Source organism: Bradyrhizobium sp. SZCCT0148 (assembly GCF_018129985.1).
Taxonomy (GTDB): Bacteria; Pseudomonadota; Alphaproteobacteria; order Rhizobiales; family Xanthobacteraceae; genus Bradyrhizobium; species Bradyrhizobium japonicum_H.
Genome location: NZ_JAFCKT010000001.1, coordinates 874306 through 896296, shown reverse-complemented (window position 1 = coordinate 896296; position 21991 = coordinate 874306). Strand labels below are relative to the sequence as shown.

Genomic DNA, 21991 nt, shown 5'->3' with positions numbered 1-21991 from the left:
GGTCGGTCGCAGCAGACAAGCTAGGGTCTTCTAGCAGGTTTTGGAAGACCGCGACCGACTGATATCCCGGCTGCCTATTCCACGGTCACCGATTTCGCGAGGTTGCGCGGCTGGTCGACGTCGGTCCCCATCACGACAGCCGTGTGATAGGCGAGCAGTTGCACGGGGATGGCATAGACCATCGGGGTGAACGCCGCCGCCATGTCGGGCATGACGATGGTGACGAGGGATTCGACGGTCGCCTCTTCCGCGCCCTTTGCATCCGTCATCAGGATGATGTTGCCGCCGCGGGCGGCGACCTCCTGCATGTTGGACACCGTCTTTTCGAACACCCGGTCGTAAGGCGCGATGACGACGACAGGCATGGTCTCGTCGATCAGCGCGATCGGCCCGTGCTTCAGCTCGCCGGCGGCATAGCCCTCGGCGTGGATGTAGGAGATCTCCTTCAGCTTCAGCGCGCCTTCGAGCGCCAACGGGAAGCTGGTGCCGCGGCCGAGATAGAGCACGTCGCGGGACTTGGCGATCCTGTGCGCGAGCTTTTCGATCTGCAGCTCGGTGGTGAGCGCATCCGCCATCAGGCGCGGGACTTCGACGAGGCCATGGACCAGCTTCGTCTCGTCCTCCTCGGACAATTCGCCGCGGGCCTTGCCGGCCGCGATCGCAAGGTTCGCCAGCACCATGAGCTGGCAGGTGAAGGCCTTGGTCGAGGCGACGCCGATCTCGGGGCCGGCCAGTGTCTGCAGCACGGTCTCGCTCTCGCGGGCGATCGTCGAGGTCGGCACGTTGACGACGGCGATCGTGTGGACGCCTTCGGCCTTGGCATAGCGCAGCGCCGCCAGCGTGTCGGCGGTTTCGCCTGACTGCGAGATGAAGATGGCGAGATCGCCCTTGCGCAAGGGCGCTTCGCGGTAGCGGAATTCGGAGGCGACATCGACCTCGACCGGCACGCGCGCAAAGCGCTCGAACCAGTATTTGGCGACGTAGCCGGCATAGCTCGCGGTGCCGCACGCCGTGATGTTGATGCGCTGGATGTCCTTGAAGTCGAACGGCAGCTTGACCGGCAGCGAGACGCGCTCGGTCGCCATGTCGACGTAGCGCGCCAGGGTGTGGCCGACCACTTCCGGCTGCTCGTGGATCTCCTTCGCCATGAAGTGGCGGTAGTTCGCCTTGTCGACCAGCGAGGTCGAAGCGGCATGCTTGATCTTGTCGCGCTGGACGGAATTGCCGTCCTTGTCGAAGATATCGGCGCTCTTGCGGGTCAGGACCACCCAGTCGCCGTCTTCGAGATAGCTGATCGTGTCGGTGAACGGGCCGAGCGCGATGGCATCCGAGCCGAGATACATCTCGCCGTCGCCATAGCCGATCGCCAGCGGCGGGCCGTTGCGGGCGCCGATCAGCAGGTCGTCGTCGCCGGCGAAGATGAAGCCGAGGGCGAAGGCGCCGCGCAGGCGCCCCAGCGCCAGCTTGACCGCTTCGACCGGCTTGTTGCCGCGCGTCAGGAGATCGTCGACGAGATGCAGCACGATCTCGGTATCGGTCTCGGTGTGGAACACCGTGCCCTTCTTCTCGAGCTCCGCGCGCAGCTCGCGGAAATTCTCGATGATGCCGTTATGGACCACGGCGACGCGCTCGGTCGCGTGCGGATGAGCGTTGTTGACGGTCGGCTTGCCGTGGGTGGCCCAGCGAGTGTGGCCGATGCCGGTCGTGCCCTGGAGCGGTTCGGCGCGCAGCCGCGCTTCCAGATTTTTCAGCTTGCCTTCGGCGCGACGGCGCTCGAGGTGCTTGCCTTCGAGCGTGGCGACGCCCGCCGAGTCGTAACCGCGATATTCAAGACGTTTGAGCGAATCCACCAGCTGCTCTGCAACCGGTTCGCGCCCGAGAATGCCGACAATCCCGCACATGCGGATCACTTACCCCCAAATCGCCGAAAAATCGCCTAAACGACGCGCCCGGTTTTTAGCGAAGTTGCTAACGAACCAGATACTCAAGAATTATTGCCGATTGAGACAGCAGGTCCTGGATCGACTTAGCCGACCTTAGCCTCTCCCGCATTAACCTGGTGTCAACGAATTTGGCGAACGATTCGTTGCCAGGAGTGTTCGGGGCCAGGAGTCTCAAGGTCATGACCAGTTCATCCGACCATAAGGGAGGCCTTGGATCAGGCGGAACGCGCCTTGCCCATTGGCCGCCGCCGATCCGCGCCATGGAGCGCGGCAAGCAGAGCAAGCCTGAATTGATTTCGCAGCCCGCCGGCGAACCGGCCAAGCGAGCGAGGCCGCGTGGCTGGCGCCTGACGCGCGCGATGTTCTCGGAAGTCGCCGACGACGACTAGCTCCGCTTATTTCTCGGTCTTGGTGCCGCCCGTCTTCAGCTCGCGATAGCGCGTGGCGCCACCTTCGCGAATGGTCTGCGGGCTGCGCTCCAGCGCCATGGCATCGTCAGGCACGTCTTTCGTGATCACCGACCCGGAGCCGATATAGGCGCCGTTGCCGATCTTCACGGGTGCGACCAGCGACGAATTGGTGCCGACGAAGGCGCCCTTCCCGATGACAGTCTTGTGCTTCTTGAAGCCGTCGTAGTTGCAGGTGATGGTGCCGGCGCCGATGTTGGAATTGGCGCCGACCGTGGCATCGCCGATGTAGGAGAGATGATTGACCTTCACGCCGGCCTCGAGCGTCGCCGCCTTGGTCTCCACGAAATTGCCGATGCGCGCGCCGTCGCCGAGCGAGGTGCCGGGCCGCAGGCGCGCATAGGGCCCGATCGAAACGTTCTTGCCCAGCGTCGTCTGCACGATGTGCGAAAAGGAATGGATCACGGTGCCGTCGGCGATCGACACGCCGGGGCCGATCACCACGAACGGCTCGATGGTGACGTCCTTGCCGAACACGGTGTCGGCGGCAAGATGAACGGTCTCCGGTGCGATCAGCGTGACGCCGGTGTCCATCGCCGCTTTCCGCAAGCGCTCCTGCATCACGGCTTCGGCCTCGGCGAGCTGCGCCTTGGTGTTGATGCCGCGCACTTCGTCCTCGCTGGTCTCGATCACCACGGACCCCCATCCCTGCTCGCGGACGATGCCGACGGCGTCGGTCAGATAATATTCGCCCTTGGAATTCGCATTGCCGATCTTGTCCAGGATCGCGAGCGCCCGGCGACCGTCGATCGCCATCACGCCGGCGTTGCACAGATCGATCTTGCGCTCCGCCTCGCTCGCATCGGCCTGCTCGCGGATCGCGACCAGGCGTTCGCCCTCGACGATGAAACGGCCATAACCGGTGGGATCGGCCGCGCGGAAGCCGAGCGCGGCAATCGCGGCGCCCTTGGCGAGCGGCGCGCGCAGCCGTGCAAAGGTCTCGGCCGAAATCAGCGGCGTATCACCGAACGCAATCAGGAGATCGTCCACGCCGCGCGCGATCGCTTCGCGTGCCGCCAGCACCGCATGCGCGGTGCCGAGCCGCTCGGCCTGAACGAAGGTGAGCGCGTCGGGCCTGATGCGCTTTGCCTCGTCCGCGACAGCCTGATGGTCGGGGCCGATCACGACGGCAAGCGATGTGCCGGTTCCCTTGGGTGCCGCGGCAAGGACGTGGGCAAGCAAGGTCTGGTGGGCAACCGGATGCAACACTTTCGGCAGGTTTGAGCGCATGCGCGTGCCTTCGCCGGCGGCGAGCACGATCGTGAGGCTGGAACGGGCGGTCATCGAAATCCTGTCAGATAAGGCCGAATCAACTGGCGCGCCGGGCGGGCCGCCCTCAAAAGCTGCCGCCTTGCTACCCCCGCAAACGCCCGGAATTCAAGTGCGACGGGGTTTTCCTGTTAATGTTCCCTGATTGATTCGGGGAAGCCGGACAGGGCTGGGCACTTAACGTTCATGGCAAAGGATTCCGACCCACTGGCGGATGCCTTCGGCACCAAGGAGACCGGCGGGCTGTTCTCCGGACTTGTGGCCGAGGAAAGCGCGTTCGACCGCCGCTTGATGTGGCGGCTGGGTTCATGGGGCGTGGCGGCCGTGGGCGCCGTCGTCGTCGCGGTGATGGCCAACCAGTCCCAGCTCAGCTGGCGGCGCGACCAGGTTGCGTCGGCCGATCTCGCGCGTCAGGCGGAGCGGCTCCAGGCGCTGACCAAGGAGAGCCAGAACGAGGCCCGCCGGCTCGCGGCCGCCATCGAGACGCTGAACACGGATCGCGACCGGCTTTATTCCCGCGTCACCGTTGTGGAGCAAGGACTCGATTCCGTCACCGGCGCCATCGCCAGGCAGCCCACCACGCCGCCGCAGGCTGCGAAGCCGCAGGATGCCGCGCCCACAGCCCCCACTGTCGCGCCGGTCGCATCGACCCCCGCCTCCGCCGGCGACAAGTCGCGGACCGAGGCTGTCAAGGACACGGTCAAGGAGACTGCAAAGGAGCCGTCGAGCCTGCCGCCGCAGACGGCCGCCGCCGCCTCGCTCGCGCACCAGCCGCTGGCAACGAATTCTGCGCTGCCGACGATTCCGCTGGTGCCCTCCAAGTCGATCATGGCGCCACCCGATCCGGCCGCGTCGAAATTGATTCAGACCGAGACAAGCGAGAAGGCCGCCGAGAAGAAGGCCGATCCGGCGCCCGCCCCGGCCGAGATCGTCGCAGCAGCCACGAAGACACCCGAGGCGAGCGAGAATGACTCCCCCGCCATCGCGGTTCAGCAGACGCGTTTCGCGATCGACCTCGGCGGTGCCAATTCAGTCGACGGCCTGCGCGCGCTCTGGCGCGGCCTGAGCAAATCCAATCCGGAGATCGCAGCGCTGCGGCCGATCATCATGATCAAGGAAGGCACCACCGGGCTTGGCATGCAGCTCCGTTTGGGGGCCGGCCCGCTGGTCAACGCCGCGGCGGCCGCAAAATTCTGCGCGAGCCTCGCCGAGAGCGACCGTCACTGCGAGACCACCGTGTTCGACGGCCAGCGCCTGTCGCTGCGTGGGGGCCAGGAGAAGGGACCAGAGAAGTCCCAGGACAGAGTCTTGGAGAAGAACGCCGAGAAGAACCAGGACGCGGTCCCGCAAGCCGAAACCGCACCCGTCGCAAAACCCGAGAAGCCGGACAAGCGCCGCCGCGGCTATTCCTCCAAACGCTCGTCGAGGCGCGAGGATCCCGCGCCGCCGCCTGCAGCCCCGCCCGCGCCGGCCAAGCCGGAGACCGCGTCTGCTGCCTCGACACTGACGTCGTTCTTCCGCCGCTAGTCTCCGCCCCGGCTCGGATTGAAATCACGGGCAGACCAAATGATACGGAAGCGATCAGCGTAAGACGGCAGTATCCGCGACGGATTTGATTCGGAGCGAAGATGACGGACGCCAGGTTTCTGCGGGAGCAACTCGCGCTGATCCGGGAATTGGCAGAGAAGGCGGATCCCTACCTCAGAAAGCGACTGCTCGCATTGGCCGAGACATACGAGCGACGGCTCGCGGACCAAAACCGGGCGACGAAAAGCCGGCTCTGACCACGCCTCGCGCGAGCCGGATCACCGGAAACATCACCAGCCCTGTTGCCTGCCCGCGCCATCCCGACCATATTGCCGCCATGACAAAAAAGCCCTTCCGCCTTTCGCCCTACCAGGTCCAGTTCCTGATCGTCGTCGGCTTCGCCTCGATCGGCTATGCGCTCTATGTGCGCTACCTCGCGATCGAGCTGTCGCAGGTCTCGCTCGCCTGCGACGCCGGGCTGCAGACGCTGCTGTGCAAGGCGAGGTCGGTCTCGACGGTACTGTTCAAGAATTCGGTGTTCGGCATCGTCGCGCTGGTGGTTGCGACGCTGAACCTGATGCGGCCGTCGATCGTGCTGCTCACCGTCGGCATCGTCGCCGCCGGCCTCGGCATCGTGCTCTACAATGTCGTGCTGTCGGGCCTGGCGATCGGCCTGTTCATCCTTGGATTTGCTCGGCCCGCGCCCGCCACAGCGTGAGCGCGAACAACAGATAGATCGTGCAGGTCCACAGCGACTGCCAATTGTCGCGGCCCTCGTTGATCAGGACGAAGACGGCCGACAGCGCCAGCACGCCCGCGAACACCGATTCCGCGATCGGACGCTGGCCGATCTGCGGACGGTTCAGCATCAAAAGCGCGAACGGCACCACCGCCATCGTCAGCGCGGCGTAGGGGAAATCCTTGTAGCGCGGGTCGAACACGAAACCGAGCGCAGTGGCGGCCGCGATCACCGCCGTCACCGCGAGGGTCAGGCCGAGCACGGCGGTAAGCTTCGACCATTTGCGGCCCTCGCGCGGGCCGAGCAGATCGAGGAAGGTCGGAAGGCTGCGGCCGATCACCATCGCCTGCGCGCAGAAGATCGGCGACAGGATTCCGGCGGCTAGCAGCGCGCCCCAGAGCAGCCAGCCGCCGATGCCGTAGCTCTCGTAAAACATCTTGTCGGCGCCGATCCCGAGCAGGCTGCCCGCCGTCGTCGCCGAGATGGCGACCCCGAGCCAGGCCGAGACGCGCGGCGTCCACGGCCGACGGCGCAGCGTGATCATCGCCACCGCGAACACCAGCACGCAAAGAGCCATGCCGGCGCCCATGTACCATTTCCAGTACGGGAAATTGCTGATCGGCTGGCCCGGCGGATATTTTAGGGTCCGGCGCACAGAATCGTACAGGCCCCAATAGCCGCCGACGGTGCCCTCCAGCTTGCGCTTCCACGGCTGGTCGTAGGACTCGATCAGGTTGACGCGAAACTTCTGCGCCTTCGCCAGAGCCAGGATTTCCGAGACCACCCGCGCCTGGTTGGTGCGTGACGGCAGCGCCCCGTCGCGCATGCGCCCCTCGCTCGGCCAGCCGGTCTCGCCGATCAGGATCTCCTTGCCGGGAAACGCCACCGCCATGCGCTCGCGGATCGCCTCGACATGGGCGGAGGCGAACTTCGCCTTGACCGGAAAATCCTCCCAATACGGCAGGATGTGGATGGTGACGAAGTCGACGGCGTCATAGACCTCGCGGTTCTTCAGCCAGAACTCCCAGACGTCGGCATAGGTGACGGGCACGCTGACCTGCGTCTTCACCGAGCGGATGATCGAGACGAGATCCGCCGTCGTCATCTCACCGCGCAGCAACACCTCGTTGCCGACGATGAGCGCGGTGATGATGCCGGGGAATTCCTTGGTGAGCCGAACGGCGAGCGCGGCCTGCTCCAGGTTCTTGGTGCGGTTGCTGGAAAGCCAGATGCCCTGCAGCACTTTCAGCCCGCCGACCTTGGCGGCGATCGCCGGCACCTGGTCGAGCCCGTTCTCCATCGAATAGGTGCGGACGCAGTCGGTGATTTCCTTCAACTGGCGCAGATCCTGCTCGATCTGCTCGGCCTCGATATGAGTCCACGCCTCCAGCGGCGTCTGCTCGCCGCGGAACGGTGCGTAGGAGACGCATTGCACCTTCTCGGCGGGATCGATCGGGGCGCGCGCGAGTGTGATCGGCGTCGCCAACCACCACCACACGGCAGCAATCGCACCCAGTGAAACGATCAGAAGCGCCAGTGGCGTACGAAGAGAAATCGGTTCCGTCCTCCGCGAAGGGTCCGTCGATTACCTGCTTGCACGCCGTCTGCCAAGGGGGTGTCCCGATGCCGATCCGCTCCAACCCTGCGGCAATCCGGCCGCGACCGTGCGACCGTCACCTAGCATCGTGACTTTGCTGGACAAAATTCCAAATTCAGGTCATGGACTCCGAAAGACTTTTCCGCCGCATTGGAGACCCATTTGGACGCCATCACCGGCGCGTCCGCGGGATCCTGACGCGGACGGGCAGCGGATACATTGGGGAATTCATGCGGCAACGGGTGTTCGAGTCACGAAATGCGGTCCTGCGGCAGTTCGCCGCCACGCTGGCCGTCTCCTGCCTTCTCGTTTTCGCCGCTCTCGGTGGCGCGTCCGCGCAGAGCGGCACGCCCGCCCCAGAGCAAGGCAAGGCCGCCGCCCAGCCCGCTGACGCCGCCAAGGACGCTGCCCAGAACCAGCGCCGCACCGACGAGTTCGCCGAGGCCGCCCAGGTCATCAACGGCCCGGCCGGCAATCCCGAATGCGTCTGGCTCGGCCGGCGCGTGGTGCGGCTGATGTGGCGGGACGACCTCGATACCGCGTTCCGCCATCTCGATCTCTACGACCGCTTCGGCTGTCCCGGCGGGCACATCCAGGCCGCGTTCCGCTGCCTGACCCGGTTCGGCGGCCAGATCGATCCCAAGGTCGCCGAAACCCTGGACAGCCGCGTGCATGCCTGCTGGATCAACCCGGCGGCCCAGCCGCAGCAGGCGGCGGCCGCGGCGTCACAGCCCGCAGCAGCTGCGTCAGGCAATCCGCCGGCACCGCAGCCGGCCGCGAGCCCCTCGCCGGCGGCAAGTCCGTCGCCCACGCCCCCGAAATAGCCGCGATCGTTTCAGCTGTGGTTCAGGATCGGTCGGCGATAGAGACGGTCGGCACTGCCGCGCGTCTTCTCGAAAAGGCCATGCCCTTATAAGGACATGAGACCATGACAGTTGTGAAACCGCGCGGCAGAGGTATGCTCCCTTTGCCGCGGACTTGGTCGGATCTCGGGGTCGGATCCGCTTCCCTGCCCCCTCAGCCCCTTTTGGTTTAGCGATGCGCGTTGTCGCCGCCGTTTTGTTGCTCGTGTCCGCGCTTCACGCCGGCATCTGGGGAGTCATGCGCGACAAGGAACCCGCGCCCGACTTCAGGGGGCTGCTGCCCAGCGTGTCCTACGCGCCGTTCGAAGGCTCGGCCCACCCCGACATCGACAACATCCCGTCCGTCGAGAAAATCCGCGCCGACCTGAAGACGCTGTCGACGATGACGCGCGCCATCCGACTCTACTCGTCCACCGGCGGCGTGGAACTGGTGCCGCCGATCGCGGCCGAGTTCGGCATCAAGGTCACCGTCGGTGCGTGGATCGACAAGGACAAGGATCGCAACGAGCGCGAGATCAAGGCAGCGATCGAGCTCGCCCGCAAGAACAGCAACGTCGTCGGCGTCGTCGTCGGCAACGAGGTGATCTACCGCGGCGAGCAGAAGGTCGAAGACCTCATCGACATGATCAAGAAGGTGAAGGGCTCGGTCCGCGTGCCCGTCACCACCGGCGAGATCTGGAACATCTGGCGCGACAATCCCGACCTCGGCTCCAATGTCGACTTCATCGCCGCCCACGTGCTGCCGTACTGGGAAAACTTCCGCTCGGACCAGGCGGTCGACCAGGCCGTCGATCGCTACAATCTCCTGCGCAACCTGTTTCCCGGCAAGCGCATCGTGATCGCCGAGTTCGGCTGGCCGAGCCAGGGCTACAATCTGCGCAACGCCGATCCGGGTCCGTTCCAGCAGGCGCTGATCCTGCGCAACTTCGTCAACCGCGCCGAAGCCATCGGCATGGAATACAACATCGTCGAGGCGATCGATCAGCCCTGGAAGTTCTTCGAAGGCGGCGTCGGTCCGTACTGGGGCATCCTCAACGCCAGCCGCGAGCCGAAATTCTCCTGGACCGGTCCGGTCGAGAATCCTGATTATTGGAAGCTGATGGGCATCGCGCTGCTGGTCGGCATCCTGCTGTCGCTGCCGATCCTGCGGATCGAAAAGCCGACCGCGAAGCAGGCCTTCCTGCTGTCGGCGAGCGCCAACGGCGTCGGCGCCTGGGCCGCAACCGTGTTCGCGTTCTGGAACAGCCACTACTTCATCTTCGGCTCGGCCTTCGCGCTGACTCTCGGCATGATCCTGCTTGTTCCGCTGGTGCTGATTGCGATGGCGCGCATCGACGAGATCGCCGCGGTCGCCTTCGGGCGGCCGCCGCAGCGGCTGATCACGAAGGACAAGCCGGTCGCAAACGTTCCCGAAGGCTACTTCCCGAAGGTCTCGATTCACATCCCGGCCTATTTCGAGCCGGTCGACATGCTCAAGCAGACGCTGGATGCGCTGGCGCGGCTGAATTATCCCAACTACGAATGCGTGGTCATCATCAACAACACGCCGGACCCCGCGTTCTGGCAGCCGATCCAGGACCATTGCCGCGCGCTCGGTGAACGCTTCAAGTTCATCAATGCCGAGAAGGTGCAGGGCTTCAAGGCCGGCGCGCTGCGCATCGCGATGGACCGCACCGCCGTCGATGCCGAGATCATCGGCATCCTCGATGCCGACTACGTCGTCGAGCCCGACTGGCTGAAGGATCTCGTGCCCGCCTTCGCCGATCCGCGCGTCGGCCTCGTGCAGGCGCCGCAGGAGCACCGCGACGGCGATCTGTCGATCATGCACTACATCATGAACGGCGAATATGCCGGCTTCTTCGACATCGGCATGGTCCAGCGCAACGAGCTCAACGCCGTCATCGTGCACGGCACGATGTGCCTGATCCGCCGGGCCGCGATGGACATGGCCGGCGGCTGGTCGTCCGACACGATCTGCGAGGATTCAGATCTCGGCCTCGCCATCCAGGAACTCGGCTGGACCACGCACTACACCAACACCCGCTACGGCGCGGGCCTGCTGCCCGACACCTACGAGGCCTTCAAGAAGCAGCGCCACCGCTGGGCCTATGGCGGCCTGCAGATCGTCAAGAAGCACTGGCGCCGCTTCCTGCCCGGCGCGAGCCGGCTGACCGCCGACCAGAAGCGCGAATACGGCCTCGGCTGGCTGAACTGGCTGGGCGCCGAAAGCCTCGGCGTGGTCGTGGCGCTGCTCAACCTCGTCTGGGTGCCGATCGTCGCCTTCGCCGACATCGCCATTCCCGACAAGATCCTGACGCTGCCGATCATCGGTGCCTTCGTGGTCTCGCTGGCGCACTTCCTGTCGATGTACCGCGCCCGCGTCGCCATCAAGCCCGGGCAGATGCTGGGTGCCATGATCGCCGCGATGAGCGTGCAGTGGACGGTGTCGCGCGCGGTGGCGCAGGGCCTCATCACCGAGCACATCGCCTTCGCCCGCACCTCCAAGGGCGGCCTGAGCCGGATGTCGATCGAGTTCCAGGCGTTCTGGGAGGCCGTGATCGGCGCCCTCTTGCTAATCGGCTCCGGCGTCCTGATCGCCAGCAACAGCTTCCGCCAGATCACCGAGATCTACATCTTCGCAGGCGTGCTGGTGCTGCAGAGCCTGCCGTTCCTGGCCGCGGTTGCGATCGCCATCCTCGAGCTCAGCCGCATCAACTCGTTCCAGTTCTGGCACGACAGCGCGATCCGCACCGCCGAGCTGATCGGCCTGCGCCCGGTCGCGCTGCCCCCCGTCGGCGCACCGCAAGCCGTGACGAACGAGGTGCGGCGAGAGACGAAGGTGACGGGCTGACCTCGCCTTGCGGCCATCCTTCGAGACGCCAGCTCCCGGCGGGCCCTCATGGTGAGAAGCCCGCCAAAGCGGACGTCTCGCACCATGGAGGTCGAGCTCCTTCGCTGACCTCGACAGTTCAGAGTGGATGACAGCTCGACAATCAAGTTGAGAGCCCTGGCCTAAGCAGCGGAGACAGCAAGCAAATCCCCGCCCCTGCCGCGACTTTCGGCAGCCACTCCCGCTATTGACCTCAGCGCCCCATCCCCCTACACAGCGCGGGCCGAAAGCATGATCCGGAAACAGCCGGTTTTCCCCGCGACGCCCACAAAGCGAAGCGGCAAGACATGCTTCTCGAATGTCCGAACACGATGGCGATCGTCTTGAAGCCATCAGCGGCCATGGGAGCGCGTAGCTCAGCCGGTAGAGCACGTGACTTTTAATCACGGGGTCCTGGGTTCGAGCCCCAGCGCGCTCACCAAGCCAAATCAATGACTTAGCGCGAATCGCCATCCTGCTTGAATAATTTCTGTGTCGGCACCGTGTTGGCAAATTGACTACGCGCACGCGCGGCGCGCCGAGATATATGCCGGTCACGCACGCTGACGGCCGCGGCTCGGTAGTTCTCGGCCATCTCGAGCAGGCCTGTCCGCTCCTCCGGCAAAGGAGTCTTGTCGGTCAAGTCCCGGCAGATCCGCTCCATCCGGCGCGACGCCTTCCGTCAAGCGCGAACCGCGGCGATACTGGTCGCAAAGAGGGAATCGATCATGCCGATTGACGATCCGAATACTTGGTCCCAAGGAGCCGCGGCGTTCAAAGGAATCTTTGACGGTCTCCGCTCTGCTATCGGAATGCTCCACGACCTGCGTGACAGCGGTGACGCGCCGTCGCGGGAGGGCGAACTCATCGATGCCGCGCTCGACAAGGCAGCAAAGGCGGCAGCGATCGCGGAAGCAGAGGTTGCTCAGGCGCTGGGTTACCAGCTTTGCAAATGCGAATTTCCCCCAGTTCCGATGCTGACGGTCGGTAATACCGGCCGCGATGGTGGTTCGCGCGCTGTCTATGAGTGCCCCAAGTGCAGGCACAACACCGAGGCGCCCTACACCTTTAACCGAATGCCCGGCAAGTAAGCCAATGCTGAAGCGAACCAGATTCGGGCTTCTCCGGGCCTTTTTGAATCAGCACGGAGCTTTGAGACTGTCCGCATCGAGCTACGACTTTGGACACCTCGGAGAAACCGCGCGCATCGCCAATTCCATTTTCATTCTTTTGGGGCCGAAGTCGCGAATCCTACATGGATCGCGGCCGCTCGCTCGCCAATTTGTCAGATGACGACATCAAGCGATGTTGAATTGGGCAATTGGGTATTGCGGTGACAGTGCATTTAATTTGTAGGACGTGATGAGGCTCGGGCTGGGTTAAGTGCACTGTCCCCGTAACTTGGTTCGAGCCCCAGCGCACTCACCAAACACTGACCATATTTTCGGGGTCAAGCTTCTGTACGAATAGCGAAGATGAACAAAAAGGGCGTACTTGCGCGCGACTCCGATCAGCCAGAAATTGCTCGCTGGTGATCTGATCGAAGTCTGACAGCCGAAAAGCCCGGGTAACCGCAGCTCAGAGGATATTGCAGCTCACGCGAACAGCTTGTCGATGTCGTCCTGGGAAATCGCCACGCCGGGCCGCTTCGGACCCTCCATCAAGTTCGGTGCGCTTGGAACAGCAAGCTCGGAGGCCATCCGCGCCAGCTCCTCTTTTCCCCACATCCGGACCAGCCTGTTGATGTGGTCTTCCATGAACTGAAGCGACTTGACGACCCGCGTGATCCGTTGACCTGTGAGGTCCTGAAACGCGCAGGCCTCGAACACGTTATTCGTGCTATCGACGATCTCGCCGCATACCGCTGCAACGGTCGGCTCGTCGACGCCCTGCAACTTCGCGACGCTGGCGCCGATCGCCTCCATGCTTTCGAGGATCGCGTTCCCGGCTGCCTCCGTATTCTCGACGATCGCGTCGAGGGTGTCTGTCATCGTCGCGAAACTGCCCTTGCTGTTGCCTTGAAGAGCGGCGAATTCCCGCCGCATGCTGCTGATGTGGCCGAACATCTCGACCAGATGCGTTTTCAGCACCCTCTCTTCTTGCGGCGTAATCATCATAATCCCCGGCGGTGGCGACTTGTCGTTCGTGTGCCACAGCAATCTATGGTGGCTTAAAAAGGAAGTTTCGAATGAGTGGATGCATTTTCGCGCTCTCAACTCTCGTCGACCACCAAAGCAAGCGGTCGTTAATAAGCGGTAAGGTCGCCTCCCTCTGCGAAAGATATTCTCTTCTCTCATGTCTCATTGGTTCGACGGAGAGCGACTGATACAGCAGTTAACGCCCTGTTTAAGGACCGATGTTAGTCCTCGGAGCGGCTTGACCGGGCCTAAGCAATCTGTCCCGAATGTGCGTTTTCGTTGCGTAGGAGAGCAAGATGGCAGTTGATCTGTCGATGCCTGTCTTGGTGGTGGACGACTACAGCACCATGATCCGCATCATCCGAAATCTCCTCAAGCAGCTCGGCTTCGAGAATGTCGACGACGCCAGCGATGGATCGGCCGCACTCAACAAGATGCGCGCAAAGAAATACGGCCTGGTCATCTCGGACTGGAACATGGAGCCGATGACCGGCTATGACTTGCTGCGGGAGGTCCGCGCCGACACCAATCTCGCCACCACGCCGTTCATCATGATCACGGCGGAATCGAAGACCGAGAACGTCATTGCCGCCAAGAAGGCGGGCGTGAACAACTATATCGTCAAGCCGTTCAACGCCGCCACGCTGAAAACCAAGATCGAGGCCGTCTTTCCCGAGATGGCAGGCGCCTAGTCGAGCCAATGCTGGATGCGCTGCCATCGGATCCGGTGAAGAATCGTCGCCTGCCTTGCGATCCCTCCTTCGCCGTGACGGTCGTCGCCGCTGCCAGTTTCGAGAATTTACAATCCCCGCGGATACCGCGCCGCCGGCCCAGGATTGCGACCCGATGGTTGTTTGCCATGAGCAGCAAGGCGCATTAAATCCGGCCAAATTCAGCAACCTGTAAGGTGCTGTCATCGCAAATCCGGTTTGATAAGAAAGTCATGAATGTCAAATCGACGAAAGATGATTGTCCTGCTGGTTTCCGTGGTGATCGTTGGCGCAGTCGTCGCGGGGGCTCGTTACTATTTCAGCAGATGCCATGGCATGGACGCGTGCGCGGCAGCCGACGCCGAAAGCCATGAGCGAGACAAGCCGACCGAGCCACAATAGTTTTCCGCACAAGTCCGCGCTGAGCAGCAGCGCGTCGGGCGCTTCGGGACGATCCGCCCGTCTGCAAGACTCCGCCCTCCTCCCCACGCCGTTGCCAATCCCTCTCAATGGATAACGGGGATAACGGTGACAGTGCACTTATCTTCTATCATTTCATGTTGCCTCGTCTTGCGACGCCGCGCACCCGAGCCCGTCGCAAACGCGCCAATTTCCGATAGCGCCCAGTAGTCGCCCCGAGATGAACTCCGCACAGCCTTCGCCTATTGTGCCCTACCCCACCGGGCATGTTGGCGATGGCTTGCGTAGCGAAGGACAGTCCGCCCGTTCTGATCTGCTCCAAGTGCAGACGGCCGATGACGTTCTTGGCCACGCTGCCGGCCATCTTCACGCTTCCCGGCGAGCATGCCTATCAGTGTCGTCCCTGTCGGCGGGTGGACACGATCCCGCTGGCTTGAGGCGGACTTGCCGTGATGACTTTCGCAATGACTGTGGTGACGGTGGGCTCAACTGCCGCACGCTGCGAGTGCCTGGCATCCGCAGCCATTCCAAAAACCTTCCTAAAAACCCGCTGACAACCCGCCGGAAACGTGTAGGATTCACCAAAACCGGAGGGAACTGCATGTTTGAAATCAACGGTTTCGACACGGCGGGCGTCGTCAGCCTCAAGCGGCTGTCACTCGAAGCCGCCCTCAAGAAAGCCAGAGAGCTTGTCCGGGACGGTTGCAGGGACGTCCAAGTCGTCGATCCCGCCGGCCGGGTCTACACCTCGTTCGAAGAGCAGGCCGCCTAGCCCCTCGCCATTCGAGCATCGCCCAGCGCCCTTCTCCGCGGCTAACCGCCCCGGCCGACGTTTGACGAGGCTTTGTTCAGCCAGCGCGCCGTGGCCTCGTCGCTCCAGCCGGGGACGGCGAAGCGCACCGGCGGCGCTCCGCTCGCGTGCGGCCGGTCCACTGCGGGATGACGCGCGCGGGCGTGATGCACGTTTGCCGCGCTTGCGGAACTGCACAGCACCAGCAACAGACCCATGGCGGATAGAGACCGCATCGCAGCAACTCCAATCGAGCAATCGCCCGCTGTGATCTGATGAGCCGAGCGTCGCGCCACAACCGAGCGCGGCTTCACGAGTTGGAGAGAGGCGCGAGCACCTGCGCTTGCCCCAGCAGCCTTCAACTGCCGCGCGCCATTGCCAGTCAACGCGTTTGGGAGCAGGCTCGCGCGAGGCGCTCGAGACGCCGCACAGGGAGCGAACCATGAAAGAACCGGGCCTGGATGGCCGCCACCGCGACAAGGATGGCGCAATCAGCAAGAAGCACGGCAACACGCTGGTCGGCACGCTGCGCAAGATTTACGGACGGGGCTTTGCAGCCGGCTATCCCGACACGGCGCAACTGAGCGAGGTCCTGGTTCAGCTGAACGAGACGTCGCTGAGCCAGTTGCGCCGCGATCACGACACCGGCCATCTGCAGCACAAGATCGACCACGCCGCGAAGTGACGGGCTGTCAGGCCTCCCGGACCACCCGGTTCAGCCTCTCTCGATCAGGAAGCGCTCGTCAGCTTTCGGGACCCGCCGTCGCGGCCGGCACGGTCAGCGGCGCGCCTCCGACCGAAACGGGACCCAGGGGCTTTACGTCCCGAATTTCCCGAACGTCCCGAACATCCCGAACGTCCCTTGCCATCCGCTTGCGCATCGCGGCGGGCAGCCCGTAGCGCGCATGCGCGCGCCGGACGGACGAGGTGACGTCCGACGTCACCGTGTTTTGCAAATTGTCGATCTTCGCCACCAGCGCCGACAATTGCGACGAGATCTTCCTCACGTCGACCCGCTCCTCCGTGATGCTCTGCCGCAGCGACAGCAGCACCATCGAATCCTGCTGCAGCAAGACCGAGTTCTGATCCGATACCTGATTGTTCTGTTGCAGCAACGCGGTGTGCTGCTGCTGGGCCGCCTGAATGTCCTTCAAGGCCGCCACCACGGGATCCGGTTTCGGTACGGGCGTTTGCAGACGTGGAAGCAGCTCCGCCAGGCTGTCGGCGCTCAGCGACCGAAAATCGGTCGGCGAGGTGTAGATCGCCGCTGCACCGTTGATGGCGAGAGCACACACCGACAGGACCAGGATCGACTTGCGGCTGGACCGCTTGAGCAGAGGCGGAGCTTCGGAGATTTCGGGTTGGTCCGCCGATGCGGCAGCCGCGAGGGCTGCGGCGTCGAGCTCTTCGGCGAAGCTTTGCGTTTCGAAAGTCGCGGTCATCTGCATTGACCCCAGTGAGCGAGCAACAGGAAGCCGCCCCTGAACCGTCCTCGCGACGACCCTTTGTACGCAGCACCCTTACACAACTGTCTAAAATTGTGAGCATTTCGGATTAATTCCACGTTAGCGGCAGGGCCCGCGAACCCCGGCCGACTACGGAGATCATGCGAGCAGCGGAGGCGCCACGCAGACAAATGCTGTTTTGCCCGACGGAGCAAACGCGCCGCTCAACCCCGATTCAAAAAGCCTTGCACCAGCAGCACTTAGCTACTGTGCATGGGGTTGTTTTCGCGTTTTTTGCTGTCCCTACCCCTCGTCCAGCAGCTCGAACAATTCCTCCACCCGATCGAACGGCGCGTCCTGCATCTTGGCGTGATGGACCACGCGGTCGCCATCGCGCTGCAACGATTTGCCCCGCGACTTCCGCAGGCGCCCGGGCAGGAACGTTGCCGCTGCCGCCTCGGGCCCGACGTCGAGGCGAATGATGCCTCTGCGTTTGCACTCGATCCTGATCCGGGCTGCGGCGAAGAAATCGAGCGCGCCCCGCGGCAGCGGGCCGAAGCGACGTGCGGTTTCCTCCTCGAGATCTTCGAGATCGTCCTCATCCTTGCATCTTGCGGCGCGCGCATAGAGTTCGAGGCGCACCGGCTCGGACTGCACGTAGCTCTCGGGCAGCATGTCCGCGACCGGCAGGTTCAGGTCGGGCACCCACACCGCCTGCCCCTCGTCGAGCTTCTCCGAGGCCATCTTCAGGAGGTGGCTGTAGAGCACCGGCCCGAACACATGGACGTGGCCGGATTGCTCCTCGGAGAACAGGTCACCTGCACCTCTCAGATCGAGGTCGCGCTCGCTGATGGCAAAACCGGCGCCGGGCTTGCTGAACTCCTCGAGCACGGCCAGCCGCTTCTCGGATTGTCCGGACGCCGTCTCGGTCAACAGATGGGCGAAGGCGCGAATGCCGCCGCGGCCGACGCGCCCGCGCAGCTGATGCAGCTGGGCGAGGCCGAACTTCTCCGGCCAGCACACCACGATGGTGTTGGCGCGGGGAATGTCGAGGCCGCTCTCGACGATGTTGGTCGCGAGCAGCACGTCGGCCCTGCCCTCGACGAAGCTCATCATGCGATCGTCGATCTCGTCGGCCGCCAGTCGGCCGTGCAGGCAGACGATGCGCAGGTCCGGCGCCACCGCCTGCACCCGCGCCAGCATGGGATCGAGATCCTGGATGCGCGGACAGATCAGGAAGCTCTGGCCGTGGCGGCGCTGCTCGCGCAGCAGTGCGGTTGCGATCGCCGCATCCGACAGCGGCGCGATCCGGGTGGCGACCGGCAGCCGGTGCACCGGGGGCGAGGCGATCACGCTGAGGTCGCGGAAGCCGGCCAGGCCCGCGGCAAGCGTGCGCGGGATCGGCGTCGCGCTCATCATCAGCACATGCACGTTCTTGGCGAGGCCGGAGAGCTTGGCCTTCTCGGCCGCGCCGAAATGCTGCTCCTCGTCGATGATGACGAGGCCGAGATCGTCGAACCTGACGTCCTTGCCGGTGAGCGCCTGCGTGCCGATCACGACCTTGATCCGGCCGCTGCGCAGTCCCTCCCTGGTCTCGCGCAGCGCCGCACCCGAGGTCGCTCGCGACAGGTTGCCGACCTCGATGCCGAACGGGGCAAAGCGCTTCTGGAACGTCGCCACATGCTGCCGTGCCAACACCGTCGTCGGCACAGCGATCGCCACCTGCTTGCCCGACAGCACGACGGCCGCTGCCGCGCGCAGCGCCACCTCGGTCTTGCCGAACCCGACGTCGCCGCAGATCACCCGGTCCATCGGGTGACCGGAGGCAAGATCGTCCAGCACGTCGGCGATCGCCTTGGCCTGGTCGATCGTCGTGAAGTAGGGGAAACGCGCAACGAACTTCTCATAGGCCGATCCCGGCGGCACCAGCTTCTCGCCGCGGCGCTTGCGGCGCTGGCTGATGTGCTTGGCGAGCGCCTTGCCCGCCACCTGGATTTCGCGCTCGGCCTCGCCGCGGCGCGCCCACCATGTGCTGCCGTCCGCCTTGTCGAGCGAGAGCTTGCCGAGCTCGGCCGCGTAAGGCCACATCAGCGCCAGATCTGGCGGCGGCACCAGCACCGCGTGGTCGCCGGCGAACTTCAGGCGGATCATCTCGCGCATCGCGCCGCCGCCGGTGTTCACGGTCTGCAGGCCGTCGAGCACGCCGAGGCCGCGCTGGAGATGGATGACCACGGTGCCCTGCTCGGGCACATCCGCATGGTCGAACGCCGCGCTCCAGGCGCGCGCCATCGGCTGCGGATGATGCGCGCGGCTGCCGAGCACGTCGGAGGCCGTCACGACGACGAGAGGCTTTTTTCCCGGCACGATGAAGCCGGCATCGAGGTCGGCCAGCAGCGCCGCCTCGCCGCCCCGCCCGCGCACAGCCTCGTGCCAATCTTCGCAGCGCTGCGCCTTGAGGCCGCACATCCGCTCCATCACGCGCAGATCGTCCTCATGCGCTGCGACGAGAACCAGCCGCGATCCGGCCCGCCGCGTGTCGTCGACGAAAGCCCGCAACGCCTTCCTCGCGGAGGTCAGCTTCGAAAATTCAGGAACGGTCTGGAAGGACGAAGCGCGCGGCAACACCTTCATGCCCCGGCAGAGCTGCTTCCAGTCGCGCCGTCCGAGATATTCGCGCTCACGTTCCGCACGCGGCGCGGCCTCCTCGATCGTATCGAACCAGCCGTCGACATGTGCCGGGACGCCCGCATCGGCGATCCATTTGGCGCGTCCGCAATAGTCGAACAGGCTGACGCGCTTGCCGCCTTTGCCGGCAAGGCCAAGCCGCTCCGACATGGGATCGACGACCAGCTCCCTGGTTTCGAAGATGATCCTGTGCTCGTTCGGATCGAATGCCACGATCCGCTTGATCGCGCGATCCGAATGCTCGATCCGGAACGGCCCGAGCGCGCCGGCTGGAAATATCTCGAAGGTCTGGCCGTGGAACAGCGCCCCGCCCGGATAGTCCGGCTCGTCATCGAGATCGTATCCGAGCTCTGCGAGGCGCGTCTCCAGATCCTGCTCCGAGAACGCGCCGCCGACCTTCAGGCTCAAGCTCAGGCGCGACAGGCTCGCCGGTGGCGGCAGTCGCTCCATCACGGCCTCCGCCGTCGCGACGAGAAAGAGCGGCGTCTTGGATTTCGCGATGCGCCTCAGGACGGAGGCTCTACGTCCTGCGAGCTCGTGCGACGGCTCGAGCTGATCGAACGGCAAGGTGTTCAAGCGCGGAAACACCAGCACCTCGCAGGAGGGGTCGAGCGCGTGAATGACGCTGCCGAGCCGCTCCGCCCTGTTCTCGTTCTCGGCGAGAAAAACGATGCCGCTCTGGGCCGACTGTTTCCATTGGCCGAGCAGATGCAGCGCCAGCATGCCGAGCGGCGACGAAGAGGAGATCGCGGCGCGCTGCGCCTCTTTGCTCTTCCCTGGCAGCGGCTTGCGTGACGACGTCCTGGTCGGCGACGCCTTCTTCGGTGACACCTTGACCGGTGACGTCTGCTTCGGCGGCGTCTTGGCCGCTCGCGCCTTCTTGGTAAGCCTCACTTGAATCCGTTTCTGGTCGTAAACCGTCGTCAACTGAACGCCAGCCGCCCTCATTCTCGATTCGGCGACTTCTCGCCATGCATATGGGATTTGCCCGGCGAACGCACGCCTGGTGGCAACGTTCGGCGCGGCGCCGCGATCCCGATAATTTGTCTGTTGATCGAGCTCAAGCCGGAACTAGCGCGACGCGGGATCCGCGTCTGTCGATGCGACGCTTGGCGTGATTGTAAACATTCTGCGCACGGAGAGAAACGAAAAAACCCCAGCGCTTGGAGCCACGCTGGGGCGTTTCGAGCAAAATGAACTGGTCAAGCAATGACGTCTTCATAGCAGCGATTTCAGCGCACGCTTGTGAACTGGTTCACATGTTGCGGCAAACAAACCACCTCCCGCGTGGGCCTTGGGTGCCGGCCCTTGTCGGAAAGGTTCTCTCGCGGGGGGCTTTGGTGCAGTCGTTCCAAAGCCGACGTCAGAGATTTGCCCGTCCGATCGCGCCGGAATAGGGTACCACATTCTTCGATTTGAAGCGCACGCGCCACGCGCTAGGGTGCCCGCTTTGACGGAGGCTCATTTGAAACCAATCATTTTCATCGCTGCCATCGCACTGCTTGCAACGGCGCCCGCCCGCTCACAGCCGCTGGTCGATCCCAACAAGGTTGCTCCCGAATATCGCGAGGCGGCCGAGAAGCGCCGGGCCGAGCAGTTGCGGCAACGCGAATGCGCGCTGAAGGCGGATCTCGAGAAAGTGTTGCCCAGGGATCGCACCGCCTTTCTCAACCAGTGCCTGGCCACGCTGGCAGCCAAGCAATAGCGGTTGACCGGCAGTTCCATCCGGCCTCTTCCGCCGGCTGTGACCGGCCGTTGGCGCTTGCCCGTGCGAAGACATTCAAGCTTTCTTCAGACATTTGGGATCATCTAACGATCCATTTTCCAATGACATTGTTGTGCGCGCATGAGTTCGGTCCAGATTCAGTGCACGCGGTGCAAGGGTGTGTTCCGCGATCGCGCCGGGCGGTTGCAGGACGGCTATTCCAGGCAATGTCCAAGCTGCGAAGTGGTGCTGTTCTTCGCCGAGGATTCCCAACATCCCTTCGTCAGGCGTGCGATGCGCGATGCACGCAACGTGCGCAAGCAGATGCGGGAAGCCGAGACCGCGAAGCGTGCCGCGCCCGAACCGCAGGGGACGCAGTCACGGAGGTTCGCCGGACGAGCGCGGCCGGTCGGACGAGAGGACTAGCTCACCTTCGCCGCTGCTTCCTCGGGAACAGGCGGTCGCGGATATAGCGCGAGGTCGGCGTCAGGCGGATGCCGCGCGGCTTCTGCCAGGCGGCGCGGTCGATCTCCTTCTTGTCGCCGATCGCCAGCCTGCCCTTGGCCGTTTTGGCAATGAAGATCGCGTCGTTCATCTTGCGGCCGGAGCGCTTGTTCCTCGCCGTCACTTCTTTCCAGAGGCTGATCCTGCCGAGCTTCAGCTTCGGCAACTCTTCCCTGATCTCGCGCCGCAGGCAGTCCTTATCGGACTCGCGCGCCCGCTTGCGGCCGCCCGGGAACATCCACAGGCCGTCCGACCGCCGTCTGACCAACAATACCTTACCGCGCCGGGCGGCAACCAGTTTGGAAGACTTCGCCATTGCT

21 protein-coding genes and 1 tRNA gene are annotated in these 21991 nt (G+C 64.2%); 13 read left to right on the top strand and 9 right to left on the bottom strand.

From position 1 onward, the window contains the following. Positions 1 to 74 precede the first annotated feature (74 nt). Positions 75 to 1901, bottom strand: a complete 1827-nt coding sequence (gene glmS / locus JQ580_RS04320; RefSeq protein WP_212278458.1) for a glutamine--fructose-6-phosphate transaminase (isomerizing) — start codon at positions 1899 to 1901, stop codon at positions 75 to 77. Positions 1902 to 2122: 221 nt separating this feature from the next. Here glmS and JQ580_RS04315 point away from each other — a divergent pair, with 221 nt between their 5' ends. Continuing rightward, positions 2123 to 2332, top strand: a complete 210-nt coding sequence (locus JQ580_RS04315) for a hypothetical protein (protein ID WP_212278457.1) — start codon at positions 2123 to 2125, stop codon at positions 2330 to 2332. 6 nt (positions 2333 to 2338) lie between these two features. Here JQ580_RS04315 and glmU read toward each other — a convergent pair whose 3' ends face one another. Further along, entirely contained in the window at positions 2339 to 3694 is a 1356-nt protein-coding gene (gene glmU, locus JQ580_RS04310) for a bifunctional UDP-N-acetylglucosamine diphosphorylase/glucosamine-1-phosphate N-acetyltransferase GlmU (protein ID WP_212278456.1), read from the bottom strand. Between the two features lie 171 nt (positions 3695 to 3865). Here glmU and JQ580_RS04305 point away from each other — a divergent pair, with 171 nt between their 5' ends. The 3 genes from JQ580_RS04305 to JQ580_RS04295 all read left to right on the top strand — a co-directional run bounded on the left by JQ580_RS04305 (position 3866) and on the right by JQ580_RS04295 (position 5924). Continuing rightward, the gene (locus JQ580_RS04305; protein WP_212278455.1) at positions 3866 to 5206 is read left to right on the top strand and encodes a hypothetical protein; all 1341 of its coding nucleotides are present in this window, start codon (positions 3866 to 3868) and stop codon (positions 5204 to 5206) included. A gap of 101 nt (positions 5207 to 5307) precedes the next feature. Next, positions 5308 to 5463 carry a hypothetical protein gene (locus tag JQ580_RS04300; protein ID WP_212278454.1) on the top strand — a complete coding sequence of 52 codons (156 nt, stop codon included), beginning with the start codon at positions 5308 to 5310 and terminating at the stop codon, positions 5461 to 5463. Between the two features lie 80 nt (positions 5464 to 5543). Then, the gene (locus JQ580_RS04295; protein WP_212278453.1) at positions 5544 to 5924 is read left to right on the top strand and encodes a hypothetical protein; all 381 of its coding nucleotides are present in this window, start codon (positions 5544 to 5546) and stop codon (positions 5922 to 5924) included. Here JQ580_RS04295 and JQ580_RS04290 read toward each other — a convergent pair. Continuing rightward, positions 5884 to 7443, bottom strand: a complete 1560-nt coding sequence (locus JQ580_RS04290) for a glycoside hydrolase family 17 protein (protein WP_311982064.1) — start codon at positions 7441 to 7443, stop codon at positions 5884 to 5886. The two genes, JQ580_RS04295 and JQ580_RS04290, sit on opposite strands and share 41 nt — an antisense overlap. Positions 7444 to 7772: 329 nt before the next feature. Between JQ580_RS04290 and JQ580_RS04285 the strand changes: the two genes are divergently transcribed. The 3 genes from JQ580_RS04285 to JQ580_RS04275 all read left to right on the top strand — a co-directional run bounded on the left by JQ580_RS04285 (position 7773) and on the right by JQ580_RS04275 (position 11716). Continuing rightward, complete coding sequence (locus JQ580_RS04285) at positions 7773 to 8366, top strand: beta-1-3, beta-1-6-glucan biosynthesis protein (protein ID WP_212278452.1); 594 nt, start codon at positions 7773 to 7775, stop codon at positions 8364 to 8366. 214 nt (positions 8367 to 8580) lie between these two features. Next, positions 8581 to 11256, top strand: coding sequence for a glycosyltransferase (locus JQ580_RS04280; RefSeq protein ID WP_212278451.1), 2676 nt, complete (start codon positions 8581 to 8583; stop codon positions 11254 to 11256). Positions 11257 to 11640: 384 nt separating this feature from the next. Continuing rightward, positions 11641 to 11716, top strand: a tRNA-Lys gene (locus tag JQ580_RS04275). A 15-nt stretch (positions 11717 to 11731) separates the two neighbouring features. Here the strand turns inward: JQ580_RS04275 and JQ580_RS04270 are convergent. Further along, on the bottom strand, positions 11732 to 11917 hold the full coding sequence (locus tag JQ580_RS04270; RefSeq protein ID WP_212278450.1) for a hypothetical protein: 186 nt from the start codon (positions 11915 to 11917) through the stop codon (positions 11732 to 11734). On the opposite strand from JQ580_RS04270, the gene JQ580_RS04265 reads away from it, so the two are divergent. Continuing rightward, on the top strand, positions 11907 to 12365 hold the full coding sequence (locus JQ580_RS04265; RefSeq protein WP_212278449.1) for a hypothetical protein: 459 nt from the start codon (positions 11907 to 11909) through the stop codon (positions 12363 to 12365). The genes JQ580_RS04270 and JQ580_RS04265 overlap by 11 nt on opposite strands. Before the next feature lie 504 nt (positions 12366 to 12869). On the opposite strand, the gene JQ580_RS04260 is transcribed toward JQ580_RS04265, so the two are convergent. Next, on the bottom strand, positions 12870 to 13388 hold the full coding sequence (locus JQ580_RS04260) for a protein phosphatase CheZ (protein ID WP_212279194.1): 519 nt from the start codon (positions 13386 to 13388) through the stop codon (positions 12870 to 12872). 320 nt (positions 13389 to 13708) lie between these two features. On the opposite strand from JQ580_RS04260, the gene JQ580_RS04255 reads away from it, so the two are divergent. After that, positions 13709 to 14104, top strand: a complete 396-nt coding sequence (locus JQ580_RS04255) for a response regulator (protein WP_212278448.1) — start codon at positions 13709 to 13711, stop codon at positions 14102 to 14104. A gap of 1039 nt (positions 14105 to 15143) precedes the next feature. After that, on the top strand, positions 15144 to 15314 hold the full coding sequence (locus tag JQ580_RS04250) for a hypothetical protein (RefSeq protein WP_199581004.1): 171 nt from the start codon (positions 15144 to 15146) through the stop codon (positions 15312 to 15314). 41 nt (positions 15315 to 15355) lie between these two features. On the opposite strand, the gene JQ580_RS04245 is transcribed toward JQ580_RS04250, so the two are convergent. Further along, entirely contained in the window at positions 15356 to 15568 is a 213-nt protein-coding gene (locus tag JQ580_RS04245; protein ID WP_212278447.1) for a hypothetical protein, read from the bottom strand. A gap of 206 nt (positions 15569 to 15774) precedes the next feature. Between JQ580_RS04245 and JQ580_RS04240 the strand changes: the two genes are divergently transcribed. Then, positions 15775 to 16017, top strand: coding sequence for a hypothetical protein (locus tag JQ580_RS04240; protein ID WP_212278446.1), 243 nt, complete (start codon positions 15775 to 15777; stop codon positions 16015 to 16017). 58 nt (positions 16018 to 16075) lie between these two features. On the opposite strand, the gene JQ580_RS04235 is transcribed toward JQ580_RS04240, so the two are convergent. Next, positions 16076 to 16780, bottom strand: a complete 705-nt coding sequence (locus JQ580_RS04235; RefSeq protein WP_212278445.1) for a hypothetical protein — start codon at positions 16778 to 16780, stop codon at positions 16076 to 16078. Positions 16781 to 17080: 300 nt separating this feature from the next. Further along, complete coding sequence (locus tag JQ580_RS04230; RefSeq protein WP_212279193.1) at positions 17081 to 20185, bottom strand: DEAD/DEAH box helicase; 3105 nt, start codon at positions 20183 to 20185, stop codon at positions 17081 to 17083. Between the two features lie 742 nt (positions 20186 to 20927). On the opposite strand from JQ580_RS04230, the gene JQ580_RS04225 reads away from it, so the two are divergent. Both JQ580_RS04225 and JQ580_RS04220 read left to right on the top strand, forming a co-directional pair. Continuing rightward, the gene (locus JQ580_RS04225; protein WP_106950556.1) at positions 20928 to 21167 is read left to right on the top strand and encodes a hypothetical protein; all 240 of its coding nucleotides are present in this window, start codon (positions 20928 to 20930) and stop codon (positions 21165 to 21167) included. A gap of 141 nt (positions 21168 to 21308) precedes the next feature. Next, positions 21309 to 21593, top strand: coding sequence for a hypothetical protein (locus JQ580_RS04220; protein ID WP_212278444.1), 285 nt, complete (start codon positions 21309 to 21311; stop codon positions 21591 to 21593). Between the two features lies 1 nt (position 21594). Here JQ580_RS04220 and JQ580_RS04215 read toward each other — a convergent pair whose 3' ends face one another. Beyond that, positions 21595 to 21987, bottom strand: coding sequence for an NUDIX hydrolase (locus JQ580_RS04215; RefSeq protein ID WP_212278443.1), 393 nt, complete (start codon positions 21985 to 21987; stop codon positions 21595 to 21597). Positions 21988 to 21991: the final 4 nt, after the last annotated feature.

Excerpts from the sequence above, each read along its gene's own strand:
- glmS (WP_212278458.1), bottom strand. The coding sequence starts at position 1,901 with ATGTGCGGGATTGTCGGCATTCTCGGGCGCGAACCGGTTGCAGAGCAG.
- JQ580_RS04315 (WP_212278457.1), top strand. The coding sequence starts at position 2,123 with ATGACCAGTTCATCCGACCATAAGGGAGGCCTTGGATCAGGCGGAACG.
- glmU (WP_212278456.1), bottom strand. The coding sequence starts at position 3,694 with ATGACCGCCCGTTCCAGCCTCACGATCGTGCTCGCCGCCGGCGAAGGC.
- JQ580_RS04305 (WP_212278455.1), top strand. The coding sequence starts at position 3,866 with ATGGCAAAGGATTCCGACCCACTGGCGGATGCCTTCGGCACCAAGGAG.
- JQ580_RS04300 (WP_212278454.1), top strand. The coding sequence starts at position 5,308 with ATGACGGACGCCAGGTTTCTGCGGGAGCAACTCGCGCTGATCCGGGAA.
- JQ580_RS04295 (WP_212278453.1), top strand. The coding sequence starts at position 5,544 with ATGACAAAAAAGCCCTTCCGCCTTTCGCCCTACCAGGTCCAGTTCCTG.
- JQ580_RS04285 (WP_212278452.1), top strand. The coding sequence starts at position 7,773 with ATGCGGCAACGGGTGTTCGAGTCACGAAATGCGGTCCTGCGGCAGTTC.
- JQ580_RS04280 (WP_212278451.1), top strand. The coding sequence starts at position 8,581 with ATGCGCGTTGTCGCCGCCGTTTTGTTGCTCGTGTCCGCGCTTCACGCC.
- JQ580_RS04260 (WP_212279194.1), bottom strand. The coding sequence starts at position 13,388 with ATGATTACGCCGCAAGAAGAGAGGGTGCTGAAAACGCATCTGGTCGAG.
- JQ580_RS04255 (WP_212278448.1), top strand. The coding sequence starts at position 13,709 with ATGGCAGTTGATCTGTCGATGCCTGTCTTGGTGGTGGACGACTACAGC.
- JQ580_RS04250 (WP_199581004.1), top strand. The coding sequence starts at position 15,144 with ATGTTTGAAATCAACGGTTTCGACACGGCGGGCGTCGTCAGCCTCAAG.
- JQ580_RS04245 (WP_212278447.1), bottom strand. The coding sequence starts at position 15,568 with ATGCGGTCTCTATCCGCCATGGGTCTGTTGCTGGTGCTGTGCAGTTCC.
- JQ580_RS04240 (WP_212278446.1), top strand. The coding sequence starts at position 15,775 with ATGAAAGAACCGGGCCTGGATGGCCGCCACCGCGACAAGGATGGCGCA.
- JQ580_RS04235 (WP_212278445.1), bottom strand. The coding sequence starts at position 16,780 with ATGCAGATGACCGCGACTTTCGAAACGCAAAGCTTCGCCGAAGAGCTC.
- JQ580_RS04230 (WP_212279193.1), bottom strand. The coding sequence starts at position 20,185 with ATGCTGGCGCTGCATCTGCTCGGCCAATGGAAACAGTCGGCCCAGAGC.
- JQ580_RS04220 (WP_212278444.1), top strand. The coding sequence starts at position 21,309 with ATGAGTTCGGTCCAGATTCAGTGCACGCGGTGCAAGGGTGTGTTCCGC.
- JQ580_RS04215 (WP_212278443.1), bottom strand. The coding sequence starts at position 21,987 with ATGGCGAAGTCTTCCAAACTGGTTGCCGCCCGGCGCGGTAAGGTATTG.